The 19813-nt window shown below is 62.8% G+C and carries 19 protein-coding genes; 6 read left to right on the plus strand and 13 right to left on the minus strand.

Going from position 1 to position 19813, the window contains the following annotated elements:
- Window positions 1-603: 603 nt before the first annotated feature.
- The 6 genes from zapE to ABD687_RS02950 all read left to right on the plus strand — a co-directional run bounded on the left by zapE (window position 604) and on the right by ABD687_RS02950 (window position 5673).
- The gene (gene zapE, locus ABD687_RS02925; RefSeq protein WP_310287374.1) at window positions 604-1812 is read left to right on the plus strand and encodes a cell division protein ZapE; all 1209 of its coding nucleotides are present in this window, start codon (window positions 604-606) and stop codon (window positions 1810-1812) included.
- Entirely contained in the window at window positions 1809-2474 is a 666-nt protein-coding gene (locus tag ABD687_RS02930; RefSeq protein WP_310287371.1) for a peptide deformylase, read from the plus strand. The genes zapE and ABD687_RS02930 overlap by 4 nt, the downstream gene beginning before the upstream one ends.
- Window positions 2475-2656: 182 nt before the next feature.
- Entirely contained in the window at window positions 2657-3517 is an 861-nt protein-coding gene (locus tag ABD687_RS02935; RefSeq protein ID WP_310287368.1) for a methyltransferase domain-containing protein, read from the plus strand.
- Window positions 3518-3674: 157 nt separating this feature from the next.
- Window positions 3675-4142 carry an NfeD family protein gene (locus ABD687_RS02940; RefSeq protein ID WP_264271288.1) on the plus strand — a complete coding sequence of 156 codons (468 nt, stop codon included), beginning with the start codon at window positions 3675-3677 and terminating at the stop codon, window positions 4140-4142.
- A 58-nt stretch (window positions 4143-4200) separates the two neighbouring features.
- Window positions 4201-5133, plus strand: a complete 933-nt coding sequence (locus tag ABD687_RS02945) for an SPFH domain-containing protein (protein ID WP_264271287.1) — start codon at window positions 4201-4203, stop codon at window positions 5131-5133.
- A gap of 180 nt (window positions 5134-5313) precedes the next feature.
- On the plus strand, window positions 5314-5673 hold the full coding sequence (locus ABD687_RS02950; RefSeq protein WP_264271286.1) for an RNA polymerase-binding protein RbpA: 360 nt from the start codon (window positions 5314-5316) through the stop codon (window positions 5671-5673).
- Between the two features lie 89 nt (window positions 5674-5762).
- Here ABD687_RS02950 and ABD687_RS02955 read toward each other — a convergent pair whose 3' ends face one another.
- The 13 genes from ABD687_RS02955 to ABD687_RS03015 form a co-directional block, all read right to left on the minus strand.
- The gene (locus ABD687_RS02955; RefSeq protein ID WP_264271285.1) at window positions 5763-6491 is read right to left on the minus strand and encodes a polyprenol monophosphomannose synthase; all 729 of its coding nucleotides are present in this window, start codon (window positions 6489-6491) and stop codon (window positions 5763-5765) included.
- A 532-nt stretch (window positions 6492-7023) separates the two neighbouring features.
- Window positions 7024-8643: an amidohydrolase gene (locus tag ABD687_RS02960; protein ID WP_310287363.1), complete on the minus strand. Its 1620-nt coding sequence runs from the start codon at window positions 8641-8643 to the stop codon at window positions 7024-7026.
- Window positions 8644-8725: 82 nt separating this feature from the next.
- A complete protein-coding gene (locus ABD687_RS02965) occupies window positions 8726-11524 on the minus strand; it encodes a DEAD/DEAH box helicase (RefSeq protein WP_302266463.1) in 2799 nt (932 codons plus the stop codon).
- 73 nt (window positions 11525-11597) lie between these two features.
- Window positions 11598-12419, minus strand: a complete 822-nt coding sequence (gene tatC, locus ABD687_RS02970) for a twin-arginine translocase subunit TatC (RefSeq protein WP_310287360.1) — start codon at window positions 12417-12419, stop codon at window positions 11598-11600.
- 21 nt (window positions 12420-12440) lie between these two features.
- Complete coding sequence (tatA, locus tag ABD687_RS02975; protein ID WP_264271282.1) at window positions 12441-12665, minus strand: Sec-independent protein translocase subunit TatA; 225 nt, start codon at window positions 12663-12665, stop codon at window positions 12441-12443.
- Window positions 12666-12700: 35 nt separating this feature from the next.
- Window positions 12701-13060, minus strand: coding sequence for a hypothetical protein (locus ABD687_RS02980; RefSeq protein ID WP_377700394.1), 360 nt, complete (start codon window positions 13058-13060; stop codon window positions 12701-12703).
- Window positions 13061-13062: 2 nt separating this feature from the next.
- A complete protein-coding gene (locus ABD687_RS02985) occupies window positions 13063-15018 on the minus strand; it encodes a helix-turn-helix transcriptional regulator (protein ID WP_310287357.1) in 1956 nt (651 codons plus the stop codon).
- Between the two features lie 119 nt (window positions 15019-15137).
- On the minus strand, window positions 15138-15533 hold the full coding sequence (locus tag ABD687_RS02990; protein ID WP_310287355.1) for an FKBP-type peptidyl-prolyl cis-trans isomerase: 396 nt from the start codon (window positions 15531-15533) through the stop codon (window positions 15138-15140).
- 37 nt (window positions 15534-15570) lie between these two features.
- Window positions 15571-16530, minus strand: a complete 960-nt coding sequence (locus tag ABD687_RS02995; RefSeq protein WP_310287353.1) for an FKBP-type peptidyl-prolyl cis-trans isomerase — start codon at window positions 16528-16530, stop codon at window positions 15571-15573.
- 138 nt (window positions 16531-16668) lie between these two features.
- Complete coding sequence (gene pafA / locus ABD687_RS03000; RefSeq protein WP_264271277.1) at window positions 16669-18036, minus strand: Pup--protein ligase; 1368 nt, start codon at window positions 18034-18036, stop codon at window positions 16669-16671.
- A 6-nt stretch (window positions 18037-18042) separates the two neighbouring features.
- Window positions 18043-18753: a proteasome subunit alpha gene (prcA, locus tag ABD687_RS03005; RefSeq protein ID WP_310287351.1), complete on the minus strand. Its 711-nt coding sequence runs from the start codon at window positions 18751-18753 to the stop codon at window positions 18043-18045.
- Window positions 18754-19551, minus strand: a complete 798-nt coding sequence (gene prcB / locus ABD687_RS03010; RefSeq protein WP_302266064.1) for a proteasome subunit beta — start codon at window positions 19549-19551, stop codon at window positions 18754-18756.
- Entirely contained in the window at window positions 19548-19733 is a 186-nt protein-coding gene (locus ABD687_RS03015; RefSeq protein WP_264271274.1) for a ubiquitin-like protein Pup, read from the minus strand. The genes prcB and ABD687_RS03015 overlap by 4 nt, the downstream gene beginning before the upstream one ends.
- Window positions 19734-19813 lie beyond the last annotated feature (80 nt).

Here is a 19813-nt window from a genome sequence, read left to right on the forward strand (position 1 = left end):
CGAAGTCGGTCGCCCAGCAACGCGCCAGAAGGTCGCTGGTTGTGACGGAGGAAAATTGCTCCCTGACGACCAGGGAGCCGGCAGGATCCTTGGACCCGGCCGCAACGTCGGACGCCAACAGCGCGCGTCCCATCGCACCCAGTGTAAGCCGAGAACACCCGAATGCTTCGGGTGTAGTGAGAGCATCTGTAATGAGACAGGACAACGACTGCTTTGAGTTGCACTAGCACGAGAGGGGCTCCCGAAACCTAAGTTGACATAATGTAGATTATCGGCGAACTGGAAACGGCTGGGGAAGTGGTGAAATCCAACATTTCGCTCACATCTTCCAGTGACTGTTTAGCGCGTCTCCATGTGTCGGCTTGGCGCGCGGTGCCGCCCGGTGACCGGGCGCCCGACCAGAGCCCGAGCCTTGGGACCGGGCGCGCCGGACCGATGGCGTCCGGGGTTGGTGAAAACGTCCCGAGTACCGTTGGGACATGCGTGGGTCTATCCCAATCGGCCATTCTCCCGCCAGCGTCCTGGCCAAATAATAAACACTTGACATAACTACCTGGTGCCGTGTTTTGGTACTTGCATAGTTATTCAGGGAAACTCGATGGTATGCCACACCCAACGTCGCCCGTTCAGGGTTCCATCCTGCGCGGCGCATCCCGGCACGTCCGGCACGCCATAAAGCAATCCGTCGAAATCCGTGCGACTTCCGAACACCTGCAACTCGATGCCAGGCAGTATGAAACCATCGACCTGCTGTCCGGCAATGCCGCAGCTCATCTGTCTCCCCTGGGTCGCTCCCCCGGGAAAAACCATGTCTATCTCTGGGGACCTCCGGGGCGCGGCAAGACCTGGTTGCTGGGAGCGGTCTTCGACGCCCTGCCGACTGAGCGCAAACTGCGTGTGCATTTCCACGACTTCTTCCGCGACCTCCATGCAACAGCCCACAAGGCCACCACGGTTGCCCTTGAGCAGATCGACGAACCCGACTCACTCGGGGAAACGCGCGGACGCGCCGACCGCGTGGCGGCACGCACCAGCGCCATTGAACGGTCCATCGAGACCATGCTCGGCGGTGTGGAGGTCCTGTGCTTCGACGAATTCCACTGCAACGATCCCGGCGATGCCATGTTGCTGGCACGCACCGTCAAATACATTATTGACCGGGGCATCCTGTTGATCACCACGTCGAACTACCCGCCGGAGGAACTCCTCTCGGACGAGTACTACCACCACCTGGTTCTGCCGACGATAACGACCATCCGCGAGAACATGACGGTGCACGAACTCGATGCGCAACGCGACTACAGGGCGATCGAGCGCCAGGCGGCACAGCGATCCGGATTCAGCATGGGAACACTGCTGCGCTCCCCCGACTCAGGTGACCTCGATCGCCTGGGGTTGACCGAACCCTGCGCCGGCGACACGGTGCGGCTTACGCCGACAAGCCATGGAATCCGTGCGTTGCGCATTGACGGGCGGCAGATATGGTTTGGCTTCCCAGATCTCTGTGAAGCCCTGACCTCCACCGTGGACTACCTGAAGCTGGTACGCGACCACGATCACTGGATCATTTCCGGCGTGCCGGGCACCGAACGAATGACGCCCTATGGGCTGCGCCGGCTGGCCAACGTCATTGACGTCCTCTACGACCACCAAGTCCGCCTGGACATGTTCGTGGAAGATGGCTTCACTGACTCCTTCAACCACCTGCCCGAACTCGAGGCGGCCCGACTACGCAGCCGCATCAACGCACTGGACACGGGCAACGAACAGATATCGGGAACTACCACTTCGCTGGAGGGCGTCCACTCATGAATCCAAACGGCGAATCGACAGCATCCGCCCCCTGGTCCACCGAAGCCATCCGGGCCGGGGTCGAGGAACTGGTCCGACTTCACGAGGCGGGTGTTCTTCCGCCCATCGTGCAGTTGGGGCATCCGGTGCTGCGGATGGCCGCGGCGGACTTCACCGGCCAGCTGGAACCCGGTCTGTTGCGAGCCTTCCTAGACACCATGCGCGCGGTCATGCTCGATGCCCCGGGAGTCGGACTCGCAGCCCCGCAGCTGGGCATCCCCCTGCGCATCGCCGTTCTGCAAGACCTTTACGAATCCGTTCCGGAGGTCGCCCTCGCGCGGGAACGTGAGCCGCTGGAGTATCTCGAAACGGTCAACCCCCGTTATTGGCCCGTCGGTGACCGCACGGTCGCCTTCTACGAGGGGTGCCTGTCATTCAACGGATACCAGGGAGTTGTGGAACGGCCTGCCGACATCGACACCACGTACCGGGACGCCGAAGGCACCACCCATGAACGGAAATTCTCCGGGTGGCAGGCGAGAATATTCCAGCATGAGACCGACCACCTCGATGGCACCGTGTACATCGACAAGGCCGTGACCCGGTCGTTGTGCGCCAACCACGAATATCCACGCTGGGCCCACCCGGGTATTGCCGCGGCCAGGAGCGGGCTCGGATTTTAGGGACGGCCCAACGCCGTCACTCCCCCGGCACAGGGCACAACCCCGGCTCCTTGCCCGGCCATGAAGGCCGGGCGGCGCGCCCGCGCCTACTACAGTGGTCAGAAGGCCACGCCGCAAGACCGGTCAACGAGCCGGTTGCAGCTAATCACCACCCCCAAGAATTGACACCATTGGAGCAGCTCATGAATCCGGACGAGGGTCTTCGCTGTCCCGTTTGCCGAGAGGGGTTGCGTCTGCAGCAGCAACCCGGGAGGCCCGACCGGCTCGGCTGCGATGCCGGACACGCATTTGACGCCGCGAAGCAAGGCTATTTCAACTTGCTGGCCGGCAAGGGAACGAACTTCAAGGAAGACGGGGCGCAGATGGTTGCTGCCCGGGCTTCCTTCCTTGATGCCGGGCACTATGAGTCGCTGGCCGAAGCCCTGGGGCTCCGAGCCCGCAAGGCCCTGCGCGGATACGAGGAACCGCGGATCCTGGACGCGGGCGCAGGGACCGGATACTACCTGAGGCAGGTGCTTCAAGCGCTTCCCGGGTTCTCCTCCGCCAGCGCTGTTGCGTTGGATATTTCCCGCTATGCTATGCGGCGGGCAGCGAAGGTGCCCAACACCCTGGCGCTCGTGTGGGACCTGTGGCGCGAACTTCCCTTGGAGGACGAGTCGTTCGACGTGCTGCTGAACATCTTCTCCCCACACAACGGCAAAGAATTTGCCCGGGTATTGCGCCCGGGTGGAACGGCCCTGGTCGTAACCCCGCTCCCCGGACACCTTGCGGAGGGTGCGGAACTTCTCGGGCTGCTTGCAATCGCCCCGGACAAGGCTGCCGGAGTCGTGGCTTCCATGGGCGACGGCTTCACGCTCAATGCAACCGAGGAGGTCCGGATACCGTTGGTGCTGGATTCGGCCGCAGCTTTCGAGCTGGCCATGATGGGACCGGCCGGTCATCATCTGGACCCCGAGGAACTGCGTGGCCGGTTGGCTGATGCAGGAAACGCCATGCTCATCACCGCGGCATTCCGCATCCAGGAATTCCGCCAGAACCAATAGCCCGGCGACCTCAGCGGAGGTGCCGCCGATCATCGCAATGATGAGGTTGCGTAGGTTGAACATCCTCCCTTGTGCTGATTCGATTTGGCATGCCGATCGGGCAAGATGGTGTACGAGGTTGGTGTGTATCCAACGCATCCGGACTTGAGGGGTAAATATGTATGTGTGGCTTATAGACAACGCTTGGGTGGTCTGGCTCGCGCTCTTCCTCTTGCTGGCCATCATCGAAATGATTTCCCTTGACTTGTATTTCATCATGTTGGGCGTTGGAGCGCTTGGTGGTGTGGGAGTCGCCTTGGCGGGCGGCGAATTCTGGTTGCAGGTCGTGGTCTTCTCCGTCCTTTCCCTGCTCATGATCATGCTGGTCCGCCCCATCGCGCTGCGACATCTGCGTAAGGATCCCGAAGCCCTGCGAACCAATGTGGATCGACTGATTGGCGAAGATGCCCTGGTCCTGGAGCCCACTTCCCGGATGAACGGGCGGGCCAAGATCGGTGGGGAAACCTGGTCGGCCCGCACCGAGGACGAGGTTGCCCTGCAGCCCGGTACCTACGGTTCGGTGGTCCGCATCGATGGGGCAACGGCCTACATCACGCTTCGGAAGCAGCTGCCGGGTCTGGACTAAGGACTCAAAAAAGTTTTTCGGCGTCCGGAACATGGCGCCCCTACGAAAGAGAGAAGAGATGCAAACATCGGGTCTAGGCCTAACGGTCGTCCTGGTAGTACTGGCAATCTTCGTGATCATTGTGCTCCTGCGCTCAGTGCGTATTGTGCCGCAGGCGCGAGCCGGGATCGTGGAGCGACTGGGCAAATACCACCGCACGCTGCTTCCCGGGCTGACGATCTTGATTCCGTTTGTCGATCGGTTGCTTCCCATGCTTGATCTTCGCGAACAGGTCGTGAGCTTCCCGCCGCAGCCCGTGATCACCGAAGACAACCTGGTGGTCTCGATTGACACGGTGGTGTACTTCCAGATCACCGAGCCGCGTGCGGCCACCTACGAAATCGCCAACTACATCCAAGCCGTCGAGCAGCTGACCACCACCACGCTTCGTAACGTGGTCGGCGGGCTGAACCTCGAAGAAGCGCTCACAAGCCGCGACCAGATCAATGGCCAGCTGCGTGGGGTCCTGGACGAGGCCACCGGCAAGTGGGGTATCCGTGTCTCGCGCGTCGAGCTCAAGGCCATCGATCCACCCCTGTCGATCCAGGATTCCATGGAGAAGCAGATGCGTGCAGAACGTGACCGCCGCGCCGCGATCCTCACGGCTGAAGGCACCAAGCAGTCGGCCATCCTGACAGCCGAAGGCCAGCGCCAGGCATCCATTCTCAAGGCCGAGGGTGATGCCAAGGCATCGATCCTTCGTGCGGATGGCGAGGCACAGGCCATCCAGAAGGTCTTCGATGCAATCCACGCAGGCAAGCCGGACCAGAAGCTGCTGGCCTACCAGTACCTGCAGACCTTGCCGAAGATTGCTGAAGGCTCCTCCAACAAGCTGTGGATCATCCCCAGCGAGGTTGGCGAGGCGCTCAAGGGAATCGGCGGAGCCCTGGGCAACTTCACCGAAGGCGACGGCGAGAACAAGCCCGAAAGCCCCAGCAGTACCCTGATGTAACGACCCTTCCGGGCCGGAATTGATCGGGCGGGCGACCTCACAACCGAGGTCGCCCGCCCGAAGCCGCGTCGTGGCCGTATAATGGAAACTTCGAGACTTGCGCCCCGCGGGAATTTTGAGCTGGACCGGGACGTTTAAATCGGTAGCCGAACCCGTATGTAATCGCAGTAGGGAGACAATATGAGCGATCGCAGCCTGCGAGGAATGCGCCTTGGCGCACAGAGCATGGAAACTGAGGCTGGCGTCGAGCCAGCAGCGCGCCAGCGCGTTGAATACCGTTGCGAAGACGGCGAGCAGGTGTTCGTGATTTTTGCCGCCGAGGCAGACATCCCGGCAACCTGGACCTCCAAGACCGGAAAGCTTGCAAAGCTGGTCAATGGCGAAGCGGAGCCGGAGGAATCCAACGAGAAGCCGGTGCGTACCCACTGGGACATGCTTCTCGAGCGCCGCTCCGTTGATGAGCTGGAAACAATCCTGAAGGATCGCCTGGACAAGTTGCGCGCAACACGCGGTGCAGCCCAAGCAGCGCTCAAGGGATAACGACCCCGGCAATACAAATGGCGAGGGCCCGAATGGAACATCCATTCGGGCCCTCGCCATTTCTGGATGCCCTCACGGCATCCCGGCGACTACTTGCGGCTGGTGAGTTTCTTCCAGCGGGCGCTCAGTCCCCACTTGGTCACGTTCAGCATGGCTTCAATGACGATGTTGCCGCTCATCTTTGAGACGCCCAGTTCACGTTCGACGAAAGTGATAGGAACCTCGACGATATTCTTGCCCAGTTGCGCAACCCGGAAGGTCATATCAACCTGGAAGCCGTAGCCGACGGAATCGATGGCGTTGAAATCGAGGGCCTCGAGGGTCTCTCGGCGGAAGGCGCGGTAGCCGGCGGTGATGTCTCGCAGGTTCACCCCGAGCATGGTCCTCGAGTAGAAGCTGCCCACGCGTGAAATCAACTTGCGGTGCAGCGGCCAGTTCACGACAGAGCCGCCCTTGACCCAGCGGGAACCGATGACCAGGTCCGCGCCCTTGGGGATTTCGGCCAAAAGCAGCGGAAGCTGTTCGGGCTTGTGGGAGCCGTCGGCATCCATTTCCACGAGCACGTCGTAGCCGGCGTCCAGGGCCCAGCGAAAACCTGCCAGGTAGGCTGCGCCAAGGCCGGCCTTGCCCGTGCGGTGCATGACGTGGATTGCCTTGTCCTCGGCGGCCATCTTCTCGGCGAGGTCGCCGGTGCCGTCGGGAGAATTGTCGTCAACGATCAGCACGTCCGAATCGGGCACTGCGGCACGCAAACGGCCTACGGTGATGGGGAGCGATTCAAGCTCGTTGTAAGTCGGAATGATCGTGACTACGCGCACGCGGCAGTCCCTTTCTGCTGATGGAATGATCCGCGGAAGAGGGCCGCATTGGGCCGAGCGCCAACGTGCCGCAAGTCGGGAACCCGCGGCGGTTGGCTTCGGGGATCAGGTGGGGGTCAGTGCTCAATTATACGCAAACGCCCCAGCGAATCCCGGACCCTCGCCGTGTGATGCGCAAGACGCCTCGGTAATGGCGCCGGACGCAAATCGACCCCGTGGGCTTCGGTCCGTCCATTCCCGCCAACAAGGGGCGGGGCAGGTGTTATCTAGTGCCTACGGGGTCGATTTGTTCTTGCACACCGGAATGCCGGTAAGCCGGATCGAAGGATCAGACATTGGTTCCAGCCTACCGTCCAGTTTTTAACTGTCAACCGTTTCCGGACCACCGGCTTCATGAGTCCGCTCAAGTCAACCTATAAATCGCGGGTTCATGCGTTTTGCCGGAAAATAAAACTTTCAAATCGCGTTACTTCATTTCAGGGCCTACCACGAGGCGGAAGATCTGAATTCCGTCTCACTGGAGAAGATGATTCTAGGACACGCCGAGGGCATCGAAGAGCACGTGGCCTGCCCGGACTGTTCGAAGGCAATTGGGCAACTCGTCTTCCAACACCGGCAGCATGGGGGTACCGGCCCGGGCATCGGTGCTCCAAGAGGAAACACGGAGATCCGGGGTCTGCACCGACAACTCTGCGGCATCCCAGATGGCGAAGGTGGCGTCGGCACCGTTGACCAGTTGGCCGGCGAAGGGGTTAGGTGTGCCGAGGGCACGGAATCCGGAACGGGTGTGCGCCATGAACGCGGCCCTTGCCGAGATCCGGGCCTGCGGGTCACTGAGTTCGAGGCAGGCCTTGACGGAGGCCCACGGGCTGACCGAGGTGACGGGGGCATCCGACCCGACCACGACGGGAACCCCGGCAGCCAGGAACTGTCCCATGCCATTCATGGACGCGGCGCGGGAACCGCCGAGCCGCTGCTCGTACAGGCGGCCCGGACCTCCCCATGCTGCGTCGAAGCCCGGTTGCATAGAAGCCGTCAAGGCGAAGGCAAGCATTTGGGCCCGTGCGGCGTCGTCGGCCATTTCAACGTGTTCCAACCGGTGCCTGCCGGCCTGCACCTTGGCAATGCCCACGGATTCGGCGGCCCTGCCAAAACCCTCAAGTGCGAGGTCCAGGCCGGCGTCGCCGATCACGTGGAAGGAGGCTTGGATGCCGGCCAGGGAACATGCGGCAACATGGGCGCTGATGCTGTCAACATCCAGATAGGAGGTGCCCCTCTCCCCCGCGGCATCGGAGTAGTCCGCGCGCAGCAACGCTGTACGGGAACCGATCGAGCCATCGATGTTCAGGTCGCCGCCCAATCCCACCACGGAGGTCGAATTGAACGATGCCAACAAAGAGCGGGCTTCCTCCTCGGTGCCCACCGCCTGGCCCCAATAGGCGTAGACCTCGGGGCTGGAAGCCTTCTCGGCGTCGGTGCGGGCCAGCAGCGCCTCGAGGTCGGCGCGTCCGGAGATGTGCTCGGCGGCCATTTCGACCACGGTCCCATGTCCCGTGGCAGCCAGGTGCTGAAGGGCAAGATTGCGGTTTTCGGTGTTCGCTGTGGGGTCGTAGGCGAAAACTGCGGACCGGACACGTTCGTGGGCAGTCCCGCGTACCAACCCATCGACGTACTCGGGACCTTGCACGAGGCCGACGCGATGGGCCAGCGCGGGGCTGATGAGTGCGGAGTGCACGTCGACCCTCGCCAGGTAGATCTCCCGGTCGGGGGCTGCCCGGTGTAGCTGGTCGGACGTGGGCAATGTGCCGGAGGCGAAGGTCGACTCGTCCCATCCTGCACCGAGGATGGTCCCTGAGGTGTTGGCCGCGGCCACGTCCACGGCTGCGAGCACCTCGGTGGCGCTGCGGGCGGCACCCAGGCCCAGGCCCTTGAGGCGGGCACCCAACGATGCCAGATGCACATGCGAGTCCACGAAGGCCGGCGTGATGAGGGCCCCCTGCAAATCAATCTCGGTCATCCGTGCGTCTAGCAAGGCGCCTGCCGCTGCCTCGGTGCCGATCCACGCCACCGTCCCATCCTCGACCAGCATCGCCGTGGCAAAGGGATCGGCCGGGGAATAGATGGAACCATTGCGGTACATCTCAAGAGACATTGTCTACCTTTACTTTTCTCAAGCACGCCCGTTGTGTCGGCGTCCTTCAATCCTGTCGTGAGTGGTCCCGCGGTGGCGGGACTCAGTCCACCACGTTTGAATATGCGACAACCCCGCGGCGGATCCGCTGGACCGCCTGGTTGCAGGACCGGGCAAGTCCGGTGTTCAGGTCCGGGATCTTGGCCAATTGGTCAAGCACGTCAATGACCTGTTTGGCCCACCGCACGAAATCGCCGCCGGCCAGGTCGGTGCCGCGGAGGCATTCGCGCAAATCCGAGCCCCGGGCCCACTTGTAGATCGGCCAGATCAACCCGGAGTCCGGGGCTACGGTCTCGGGCAGGCCCGCGTTGGCCTCGGCGTCGGAGAGGCGCGACCACAAGTTGACCGAGGTCTCCCAGGCGATTTGAACCTTCGCGGTCGGCATCCGCGGATCGGGGCCGTGGTCTTCGCGTCGCGCCTGGAAAACCAGGGCGGAAATGAATCCGGCCAGTTCCTCGGCGGTCATCTCGTTCATGGCGCCTGTTTCCATGACCAGGGATGTCAGGAGGTCGCGTTCGCCGTAGATGCGCCGCAACCGCTGACCGGCATCGGTGATTTGGGCCTGGCCCAGGTCGTCCGAGGCGGGCACGAGGTACTCGAAGTCCTCGAGCACCTTCGCGACGCGGTCAAAGGTCTTTGAAATGGTATTGGTGCGGCCGCTGATCTGGGCGCGCAGCTTGTTGGTGTCGCGCAGCAGCTTCGAGTGGCGTTCACCCCAGCGGGCATGGTCCTCGCGCTCCGGGCAGGCATGGCACGGGTGGGCCTTGAGCGCTGCACGCAGCCGAACAATGAGCTCTTCCTGTTCATCGCTGCCGCTGAAGGTGAACTCCGGGGCGCCGCGGCGTGGCGGACGCGATTCGGCCAGTGCGTTGTGCAGCGAAGCGGCCAGGTCCCGGCGTTCCTTGGGACTGCGGCCGGTGAAGCCCTTGGGGATCCGGATCTGCGAGATCACCTCAACCGGGCCGTTGAGGTCCTGAACCCCGACGCGGCGGATGTGTTTGTCCTCTGTCAGTACCGTGGGGCGCGGGTCGTGCCACGAGTTGTCCAACTCAATGACAACGCAACGGCCAAGCTTCCTAGCCCCATGGATCTCGATGATGTCCCCGCGCGTGAGGGATTCCAGGGATTCGCTGACTGCCGAGCGGCGCAGCCTCGAAATGGTCTTCGAGGCCTCCTTCTCCGCCACTGACAATTGCTCGCGCAAGGCGGCGTATTCCTTGAAGTCCCCCATGTGGCAGGTCATTGACTTGGCGTAGCCGGCCAGCGACTCCTCGCGGGAGCGTACTTGGCGAGCCATGCCGACCACGGAACGGTCTGCCTGGAACTGGGCGAATGAGGTTTCCAGGATGCCGCGAGCCCGCTCCCGGCCGAACTGCGAGGTGAGGTTCAGGGACATGTTGTAGGTCGGACGGAAACTCGAATTCAACGGGTAGGTCCGCTTGGAGGCTAGCCCCGCGATGGCCGCCGGATCGGTGTCCTGTTGCCACAGGACCACCGCGTGCCCCTCGACGTCGATGCCCCGACGCCCGGCACGGCCGGTCAGCTGGGTGTACTCCCCCGCGGTGACAGACACGTGGGATTCGCCGTTGAACTTCTCGAGCTTTTCCATGACCACCGACCGGGCAGGCATGTTGACGCCCAAGGCAAGCGTCTCGGTCGCGAAGACTGCCTTGACGAGGCCGCGGACAAAGAGGTCTTCAACGACCTCCTTGAAGATTGGCAAAAGGCCCGCATGGTGGGCAGCAAAGCCTCGCATGAGTCCTTCGCGCCACGGCCAGAAGCCCAGCACTTCTAGGTCGTCCGGCGGCAGTTTGTGGGCGACGATGTCAATCGTCTGTTCGATTTCGGTGGACTCCGCGATGGTGGTCAGCGCAAGCCCCGAGCGGACGCACTGGGCAACGGCGGCGTCGCAGCCGTTGCGGGAAAAGATGAAGACCAGCGACGGAAGCAACCCGGCATGGTCAAGGGCCATGATCATGTCCGGTCGGGAGACGCGCGTGCCCATCTGCTCGCGCTTCTCTCCCCAGGTCCCTCCCCCGCCGCGGCGGCCACGTCCGCGCTGGACGCGGCCCCGGGAGCCGGTGAGACCCCGGTGGGCCATCTTGGTGAGTTCGGGGTTGACCTCGGCCACCCGTTCCGGGGTATCGGCCACCTGGTCGAACGAAACATCCTCGGCAAACAGGTCGACAAGGCGGCCACCGACCATCACGTGCTGAAAGAGCGGAATCGGACGGTGCTCCGAGACGATGATGCGGGTATCGCCCCGCACTGCGTCGAGCCAGCCGCCAAACTCCTCGGCGTTGGAAACCGTGGCGGAGAGCGATATGACCTGGACATCCTCGCGCAAGTGGATGATGACTTCTTCCCATACTGCGCCGCGGAACTTGTCCGCCAAATAGTGGACCTCGTCCATGACGACGTAGCCCAGGGAATCAAGGGTGTCCGAATCCGCATACAGCATGTTGCGCAGGACTTCGGTGGTCATCACGACGATCTCGGCCTCGCCGTTGATCGTCATGTCGCCGGTGAGCAGACCAACGCGTTCGGGACCGTAGGTGGCCACGAGGTCGCTGTACTTTTGGTTGCTGAGCGCCTTGATGGGGGTTGTGTAGAAGGCCTTGCGTCCGGTGCGAAGCGCCTGGAATATGGCGAACTCCCCCACCACCGTTTTTCCCGCGCCGGTGGGTGCAGCCACCAGGACCCCGGAACCTGACGCCACCGCCCGGCAGGCTTCCTCTTGGAAGGGGTCGAGGTCGAATCCCAGTGAGGCCCGGAACTCGGGGAGCCCGCTTTCGCTCTCCTCGGGTTGGTTCTTGGCTGCGTCAAATCGCTCGGCCGGCATGCTCACGCTGCGACCCCTTTCAGGAGGGTAGTAGGTGCGCCCGTGTCCGTACTCCGGGCACGGGGGGGTGTCCCTATGGGAGATCCGGCGAATCGGGAATGATGGATCCCTCGCCGGCACTGGCGGCGTTTTCGGCCTCGAGCTGGGCCCGCTTCTTGTCTCGCTTGCGGTCGTTCAGGTGGCAAATCAATGTTGCCGTCGCGAAGGTCACGAACAATGGACCGGCCAATGCAAACATGGTGATTGCATCTCCGCCTGGAGCCGCCATGGCGGCCACGAGGGCAATGAGGAAGACCGTGATGCGCCAATGCCGAAGGATCAACTTCGCCCTCAGGACGCCGACCAGGTTCAACCCGACCATGAGCACCGGTGCCAGCATGGCCAGCCCGAAGGCGATCAACAGCCGGAACACGAACGGTAGGTATGTGTCGGTCGTCAACCAGGACTGGGCGTTCTCCGGGGTCAATGAGATGAAGAACTTCAAGGCATGGGGCAAGACCCAATAGGCCATACCTACGCCCACGATGAAGAGCGGCGCAGCGGCTGCGGCGAACCCGATGGCCGTGTTGCGTTCGTTCTTCTTCAGCCCCGGAACAATAAATGCCCAGAGCTGGTAGATCCAGATCGGTGCCGAGAACACCAGCCCCAAGAGCAAAGAGGTCTTGAGCATGATGTCAAAAGGTGCCATGACGGAAGTGAAGTTGACTTCCCCGCCGTATGCACGGACCGGGGAGATGAGCAGCCCGAGGACCTCGTCATAAAGGAAGAATCCGCCGACCGTTCCCAAAACCAGCGCGATCAGTGAAATGAAGAGACGGTTCCGGGCTTCAACCAGATGGGCCTTGAGGGCCATGCGGCCCTCGGGATTGTTCTTCCGTCCCTTTTTGGAGTCCACGTCTTGTTCGCTCACGAAGGACTAGGAGTTGTTCTCACGACGGTCGGGGTCAACGATCTTGCCCTCGACGGTTTCTTCGCCGGCCTCGGGCGCCTTGTCGTCGTCCTTCATCTGACGGACCTCGGACTTGAAGATACGCAAGGACTGGCCAACAGAGCGGGCCAAACCCGGAAGCTTCGGGGCACCGAACAGCAAGAGTGCCAAAATTACGATGATGACCAGATGCCATCCTTGGATTCCACCCATTGGGGAACCTACCTTTCAATCGTTTTAAGTCTACGTCAGAACAATTCTAAATCGCCTACGCGTTGGGGTTGTCCGCGCTGGGCTTTGCGTTCAATGCGCGCGTTGCGTCGCGCGGTGGAACGGCGCAGCTTTCCTGCAGCGTGCGCCTCCTTGGCGATATCCCGGTCCTGGAAGAGAGCTGCTATTCCAGACGGCGTGCGCTCCGGTACCTCGGGATAATCCCGGGGTAGCGCCTCCTCATCCATGGCGGAGCCCACCCGGTCCATGGCATCGCCTACTTCGTGGGTCAGCGCCATGAAGCCGCGAAAGAGCCGGATTGCGGCCAGGACAAGGAATAACAGCGTGCCCAAGGCGAGCACGATCCACAGCAACACCCAGAACCACCATGCGAACATCACTACTTCACCTCCAAGTTGGCCACTGCCGCACTGAGCCATGCTTCGACCTCGGTGCATAGCGGGGCAGGTTCAACAACTCGCAGGTCCCCGCCATGGTAGGCCACCATTCCCGGGAGAGTGGAAGTGGAAGTCATGCGAATCTCCGCGATGTTTTCATTCGCGCCCTTGGCCCACTGCTCCGGGGCGAATTCATCCACGAGCGAAGCCAGGCGAGGACCGAAGCCCAGGACAACCAACTCGTCGGCGGGGCTTGGGGTGAAGAAGATATCGTCCTGGTCGTGATGCCGATCCGGGGCAAAGGTGAACTGCTGGCCGCTGAACGTCGCCGACTGGATCCTATCGATGCGGAAACTGCGGATTTCGTTGTTGGGCACCGAGAAGGCGCGAAGGTACTGCCGGCCGGCATTCTCCACGAGACGAATGGGTTCGACCTGCCTGACACCCAGTGCGTCGCTGGAAGCGCTGTAGTACGTCAGCTCCACCGTCTGGTGTTCACGGATGGCCTGCACCAGGGCAGCGTAGATCTCGCTTTCCTCGGTTGAGCGCAAGGCAATGGACAATACCGATTCCAGTCCTTCGAATCCCACCGCGGCTGCCTGCAGCTTCCCATAGGCCGAGTCGACCGCGTGGGCATGTTCGAAGTCCGGCAGTCCGCGCAACGATGCCAAACCGGCCAGCATGGTCGCGGCCTCGGTAAGGCTGAGCCGGATGGGCGCATTGAGGGCCTCTGCATTGTTGATGCTGATGGTTCCCGCCTCCCATTCCACGTCGATCAATTCATCGGGCAGCCCGTTTGGCACCCCGCACATCATGATCGTCTGCAGGTGGGCCAAAAGCTGCTTTTCAGTCAAGCCGAAGTGGGTGGCCGTTTGCTCAACGGTAGGTGAACCGAACTTGGCCACATAGGAAATGATGTCGAGGTTTCGGGCGACTGCCTCGGTGGACGGAGGGCGCCCGACATTGCGTCGTTTGCTGAGCTTGTAGGCGGGTACGGGCGCCTGCTGGGCGGCCAGTGCCCCCTCGAGCCTGCGGCGCACGGCCGTTGCAAGGGAAGCGGGTTCCAGCACGCTGGCATCGGCACCCAATTTTGCCACGTCGGCCGAAAGGCCCATCAGGTCGTGGAATTGCAGTACCAGTACATCGTGGTCATCGCCGGGGGAAATGGATTCTGCCCGGGAACGAAGCGCCCAGCCGGAATCCTTGGCCACCGACAGCCGGGCCTTTTCACCGGCAATGTCTGGATTCAGGCCACCCAAGGTGTCCGCCATGGAGAATCCAGTGGGGCGGGAAGAATGCTGGTGGCCGGTGCGGATATCGCTGAGGATGCGGGTCAGCCGGAACATGCGCACGTCCTGGCGGTCGTGGTCCAGTCCGACCAGGTACCAGTTGCCGAAGCGCGAACCGATCCCCCAGGCGTCCACGGTGCGATCGCTGGCACGGCCTTGGGCGTCCAGGTATTCAAAAGACAGGACCTGCCGTGCCCAGACCGCCTCAAGGCAGGCGGCAAACGCCGGTCCGGCGGCATGCAATCGGGGAACATACTCCGTGAACCGTACCCCGCGGCCGGTGTCTTCCAACCCGGCCGAGAGCCGACCAGTGGCTCGGATGGCCGAGGATTCCAGGTCGGTGTCCTTCCACAACTGTGCAGCAAGGCCCAGTACCGCGGCTTCCTCGGTCGTGAAACTCACTTCGGGCAGCCGATAACTGGCCGGGGTGATCAGGTAGCGCTCCTCGGAGCCGGTGCCGAGGGTTTTTACCGGCACGCCCATTTCACGCAGGTCTTTCTTGTCCCGGTCGAATTTACGGTCAAATGCGGCGTCACTCAGCGACTGGTAGTCATCGACGATCTTGCGCAGTTCGCGCTTGGAATATCCATGCGGGGTGTTGATCAACGCATAGGTAAGACTGACGAGTTTCTCGGCACGGGAAGGACCGCCGGAGTTAATTTGAGCCACGCTCGCAAGATTACCCTTTGGCGACAAGGCCGAGCCAATGCAACGCCGCGTTAACGGCCTTTGGCCGTGTTCTCCCCCGTTTAACTTGGGAAAACACGGCCAAAGGCGAATTGCTGTGCTTAGCGGACAGCCACCAGGTCCACGACGAAGATCAGTGCTTCGTTCGGGCCAATGGCTCCACCGGCGCCGCGCGAGCCGTAGGCGAGCTCTGAAGGAATTTCCAGGCGGCGGCGGCCGCCGACCTTCATCCCGATCAGGCCCTGGTCCCAGCCCTGGATGACCTGGCCGACGCCGGCACGGAAGTCCAGCGGGGTGCCACGGTTCCAGGAGGCGTCGAACTCCTCGCCGGTGGACCAGGCCACGCCGACGTAGTGGGTCGAGACGGTCGAGCCCGGAACGACCTCGGCGCCGTCGCCAACGACGATGTCCTCGATCTTCAGCTCGGTCGGGGCATCGGTGCCCGGGAATTCAATCTCCGGCTTGGTACGGTCGTAATCACGCTGTCCAAAAGACATGGTGGAATCCTTTCGGTTGGTTGCTAAAAGCTTTTAGCTACTTTACTTCCTTGAGCTCAACAAAGAAGACCAACGGTCCCGCAGGTCGCCCCTGGGATGCCGCATCCGCCCCGTAGGCCAGATCGGTCGGAATGGTGAGCATGACCTGCGTACCAGCCTTCAGGCCCTCCAGTCCCTGGGTCCAACCCGGGATGACGCCGGAGAGATTGAAGTCGGACGCTTCGCCACGGTCGTAGCTGGAGTCGAACTGCTTGCCGTCTTCCCAGCGGACGCCGGTGTAATTGGCTGACACGTCCGAGGTGGCAGTGGCGACCTTGCCGGTGCCTTCCTTCACGACGTCAACGACCAAGCCTGCAGGAACTTCCTTGTCCTTCGGGATGGTGATGGCCGGCTTCTCGTCCTTCATCTCGAAGGTAGGTAGGGATCCTTCGTCCTTGAGCTTCTTGACCTCATCGGCTCCTAGCTTCTTGGAAGCCTCTGGAATCGGCTCGCTGGCCACGACCTTCAGGACAACCACGGTTTCGGCCTTTGCCTCGGCGGGGCTTGCAGAGGGTGAAGCACCTTCGGCGGGTGCTGCCTCGGCTGCCGGCTCGACCATGGCGACCCAGGAGCCGACCTTGGCCTGCAGGAGGGTTTCATACAGCGCCGGGAGCTGGGCCTTGAATTCCTCGTTGGTCGGCAAGGTCACCGGTTCCCCGGCAAAGCCCGATCCGAGCAGGCTGGCATCCTCGGCCTTGTAGGCGATGGACTTGAACTTGACGTTCTGGTTTTCCTTGATGTCCTCGCCCTTGCCCTCGACGATGACCTTGGCGCCGGTTGCCGTGGCAACCAGCGGGGTGTCGAAGGTGACGGTCGGATCCGAGGAATCATCCGCACCGGGGGTGACCTTGATCGATTCCAACGGCGCAACGTCACCGCTGGATGCCGCGGTGGTTGAACCACAGGCCGTCACCAGCAGCAACGAGGCCGTTGCAACGAGTGCCATTACTTTGCGCACGAAATCAACTTTCAGTTGGGGATTTTGGAACTGGAAACACCCACGCTGTGCGGTGAGCTTTCGAACCTGACTAAAGCCAGCTTAAAGGCCGAAACTGTGAATCTCCTTATTGGACGCTGCAACGGGACGAATGGGGGGCTAGCCGCCCATGGCCGTAATCAGTGCCTCCACGCGGGAGTCCTCGTTGGCGAAGGGGTCCTTGCAGAGCACCGTTTGGCCGGGATGGTCGTTGAGCTTCAAATGCACCCAGTCAACGGTGAAGTCCCGCTCCGCGTTCTTGGCGGCCCGGACAAAATCGCCGCGCAACTTGGCCCGCGTGCTTTGCGGCGGGTTGTCAACGGCCAAGGCGATCTCCGCCGGATCCACCACAGAAGCCACCTTGCCCCGGGCCGCCAGCACATGGAAGAGCCCGCGCTTGGTGTCGATGTCGTGGTACGTCAGGTCCAGCTGCGCCAGGCGCTGGGCACCCAGGTCCAGCTGGTGGCGGTTGGCATAGGAATTGATCAGCTTGTGCTTGATGGCCCAATCGATTTCCGTGTCGATCCCGGAGAAGTTCCCCGATTCCACCGCATCCAGGGTGCGGGTCCACAAATCCAGCACGGCCGGCACCTGATCGTGGTGTGCTCCCTCTCGGGCAACGAAGTCGGTGGCCAGTGTCAGGAAGCGGCGCTGGAGCGCGAGCGCGGTGAGGTGCTTGCCGTTGGCGAGCTTGACCAGGGTGGTGCCGTTGAAATCGTGGGAGATCTCGCGGATGGAGCGGATGGGGTTTTCCAGCCGCAGGTCCTCCATGATCTTCCCCGACTCGATGATCCGCAGCATCAAGTCGGTCGCCCCGAGCTTGACCAGCTGGGTTGTCTCGGACATGTTCGAGTCCCCCACGATGACATGCAGGCGCCGGAAGTACTCGGCGTCGGCATGCGGCTCGTCGCGGGTGTTGATGATGGGCCGCGACCGGGTGGTGGCCGAGGAGACGCCTTCCCACACATGGTCCGCGCGCTGGGAGAAGGCGTAGAGCGGTTCACCGTCGATGTTCACGATCTTGCCGGCCCCGGCGATAAGCTGCCGCGTGACCAGGAACGGGATCAGGATTTCGGCGAGCCGGGCGAACTCGAGCTTGCGCGGGATCAGGAAGTTCTCGTGGCAGCCGTAGGAGTTCCCGGCGGTGTCGGTATTGTTCTTGAACAGGTACAGCCGGCCGTTGAACCCGTCGGCGGCCATGCGCTCCTCCGCGCTGGCCACCAGGTCGTTGAGGATTGACTCCCCTGCCCGGTCGTGCGCAATCAGCTGGCGGAGCTCGTCGCACTCGGCAGTGGCGTATTCCGGGTGCGAGCCGACATCGAGGTAAAGCCTGGATCCGTTGGTGAGGAACACGTTTGAGCTGCGCCCCCAGGCCACCACCCGGCGGAAGAGGTAGCGTGCCGATTCCTCCGGCGTGAGCGGACGGCCCCCGGGATCGGAGTAGTTGATCCCGTATTCGGTCTCGATGCCATAGATCCTGCGGTCCATGCGTGTCTACTTCCCTGCGCCCAGGAACCGGGCAATGGTTGGTGTGTCAAGGCGGCGGAAATGGCGGTGCGAACCCGAGGACGTGACGCGTTCAAGCACAGCGACCTCCAACAGCCGGGCGTCCTCGGAGCCTTCACCGACTCCCGGCAGCACCAGGGCGGCGGCGCGGATGACCTCGTCGGTCCCGGCGGCGGCCAGGTCTTTGCCTGCCCAATATCCGTTCCAGGCTTCGCGAATTGCGGGGGTGTCGCCGCCCATGATGATGTGGCCGGGCTGCTCGGCGATCGACCCGTCGAAATTCAGCGAGAACAAGGTGTCCAGTGCCGGCGTTTCGCCCAGTTCCAGGACCGCCAGCTCCACTTCGAAGGGCTTGGCCTCGGCGGTGAACACCGCGCCCAGGGACTGGGCGTAGACGCTGGCCAGGCCGCGGCCCGTCACGTCGTGGCGGGAGTAGGAATAGCCGCGGGTGTCTGCATAGCGCACCCCGGCCTGGCGCAGGGACTCGAATTCGTTGTACTTGCCCACAGCGGCGAAGGCGATCCTGTCGTAGATCTCACCGATCTTGTGCAGCGAGCCGGAGGGGTTCTCCGCGATCAGCGCGATGCCGTCGGCGCAGGAAGCCACGATGACGGCCCGCCCCCGGGCAATGCCCTTCCGGGCGAAATCCGCCCGGTCCTTCATGAGTTGCTCGGGCGAAACGTAGTATTGCGCGCTCATCTAGGCTTCCTTCCCGTCATCGGTCCGCGTGGCAATGATCGACCGTGCCATCTCGGCGAGGATCGCGTCCTCCACGCGGCGGGCCCCATGGGAGTCCACGGCGTAGACCACGGGCCAGAGCTTGCGCACCGCATCCGGTCCCCCGGTAGCCGAGTCGTCGTCGGCTGCGTCGTAGAGGGCCTCCACGGCCACGCGCACCGCGGCCGTGGCATCCATGTCCGGTTGCCAAAGTTTTTTCAGCGCGCCACGGGCGTACGGTGAACCGGAGCCGACCGAGTGGTGCTCCACCTCTTCGTAGAGCCCGCCGGTGATGTCGAAGGAGAAGATCCGCCCGGTGCCGGCCAGCGTGTCGTAGCCGGCAAAGAGCGGAATCACGCTCATGCCCTGCATGGCCAAGGTCAGGTTGGCGCGGATCATCGAGGCCAGGCGGTTGGCCTTGCCGTCCAGCGAGAGCCGGGTTCCCTCGATCTTCTCGTAGTGCTCCAGTTCCACGCGGAAGAGCTTGGCGATGTCGATGGCGACCCCGGCGGCCCCGGCGATGCCAACCACCGAAAACCTGTCGGTCTCAAACACCTTCTCGATGCGGCGGCTGGCAATGACGTTGCCCATGGTCGCGCGCCGGTCCCCCGCCATCACGATGCCCTCGGCGTAGGAGAGCGCGACGATGGTGGTTCCGTGGGGCACCTGCCCCGCGGCTCCGGAAGCGCCCTGGGACTGGATCGGGGCACCGGGCAGCAGGTCGGGCCGGTCCCGGTTCAGGTATTCCACGAAGGAGGGACCGGGACCGAGCTCGATCACTGGCCGCCCTTTTGCACGAAGCCGCGCACGAATTCCTCGGCGTTGCGCTCCAGCACCCCGTCAATCTCATCGAGCAGGTCATCGACACCGGCGTCCTGGCCGGCCGCTGCGGCAACTTCCTGCTCGGTCTCCTGGGCCTGGGTGTCCTCGCGGCGTTGTCCCGAGTGCTGTTCCTGTGTCATTGCCGTCCCGCTCTTTTCCGTGTCGTACGTGTCGGGCCCCGTCGCTGCGGTGCCCGGCACTGTTTTCGCTGGTATCTACA

It is taken from the genome of Paeniglutamicibacter sulfureus (assembly GCF_039535115.1).
Lineage (GTDB): Bacteria > Actinomycetota > Actinomycetes > Actinomycetales > Micrococcaceae > Paeniglutamicibacter > Paeniglutamicibacter sulfureus.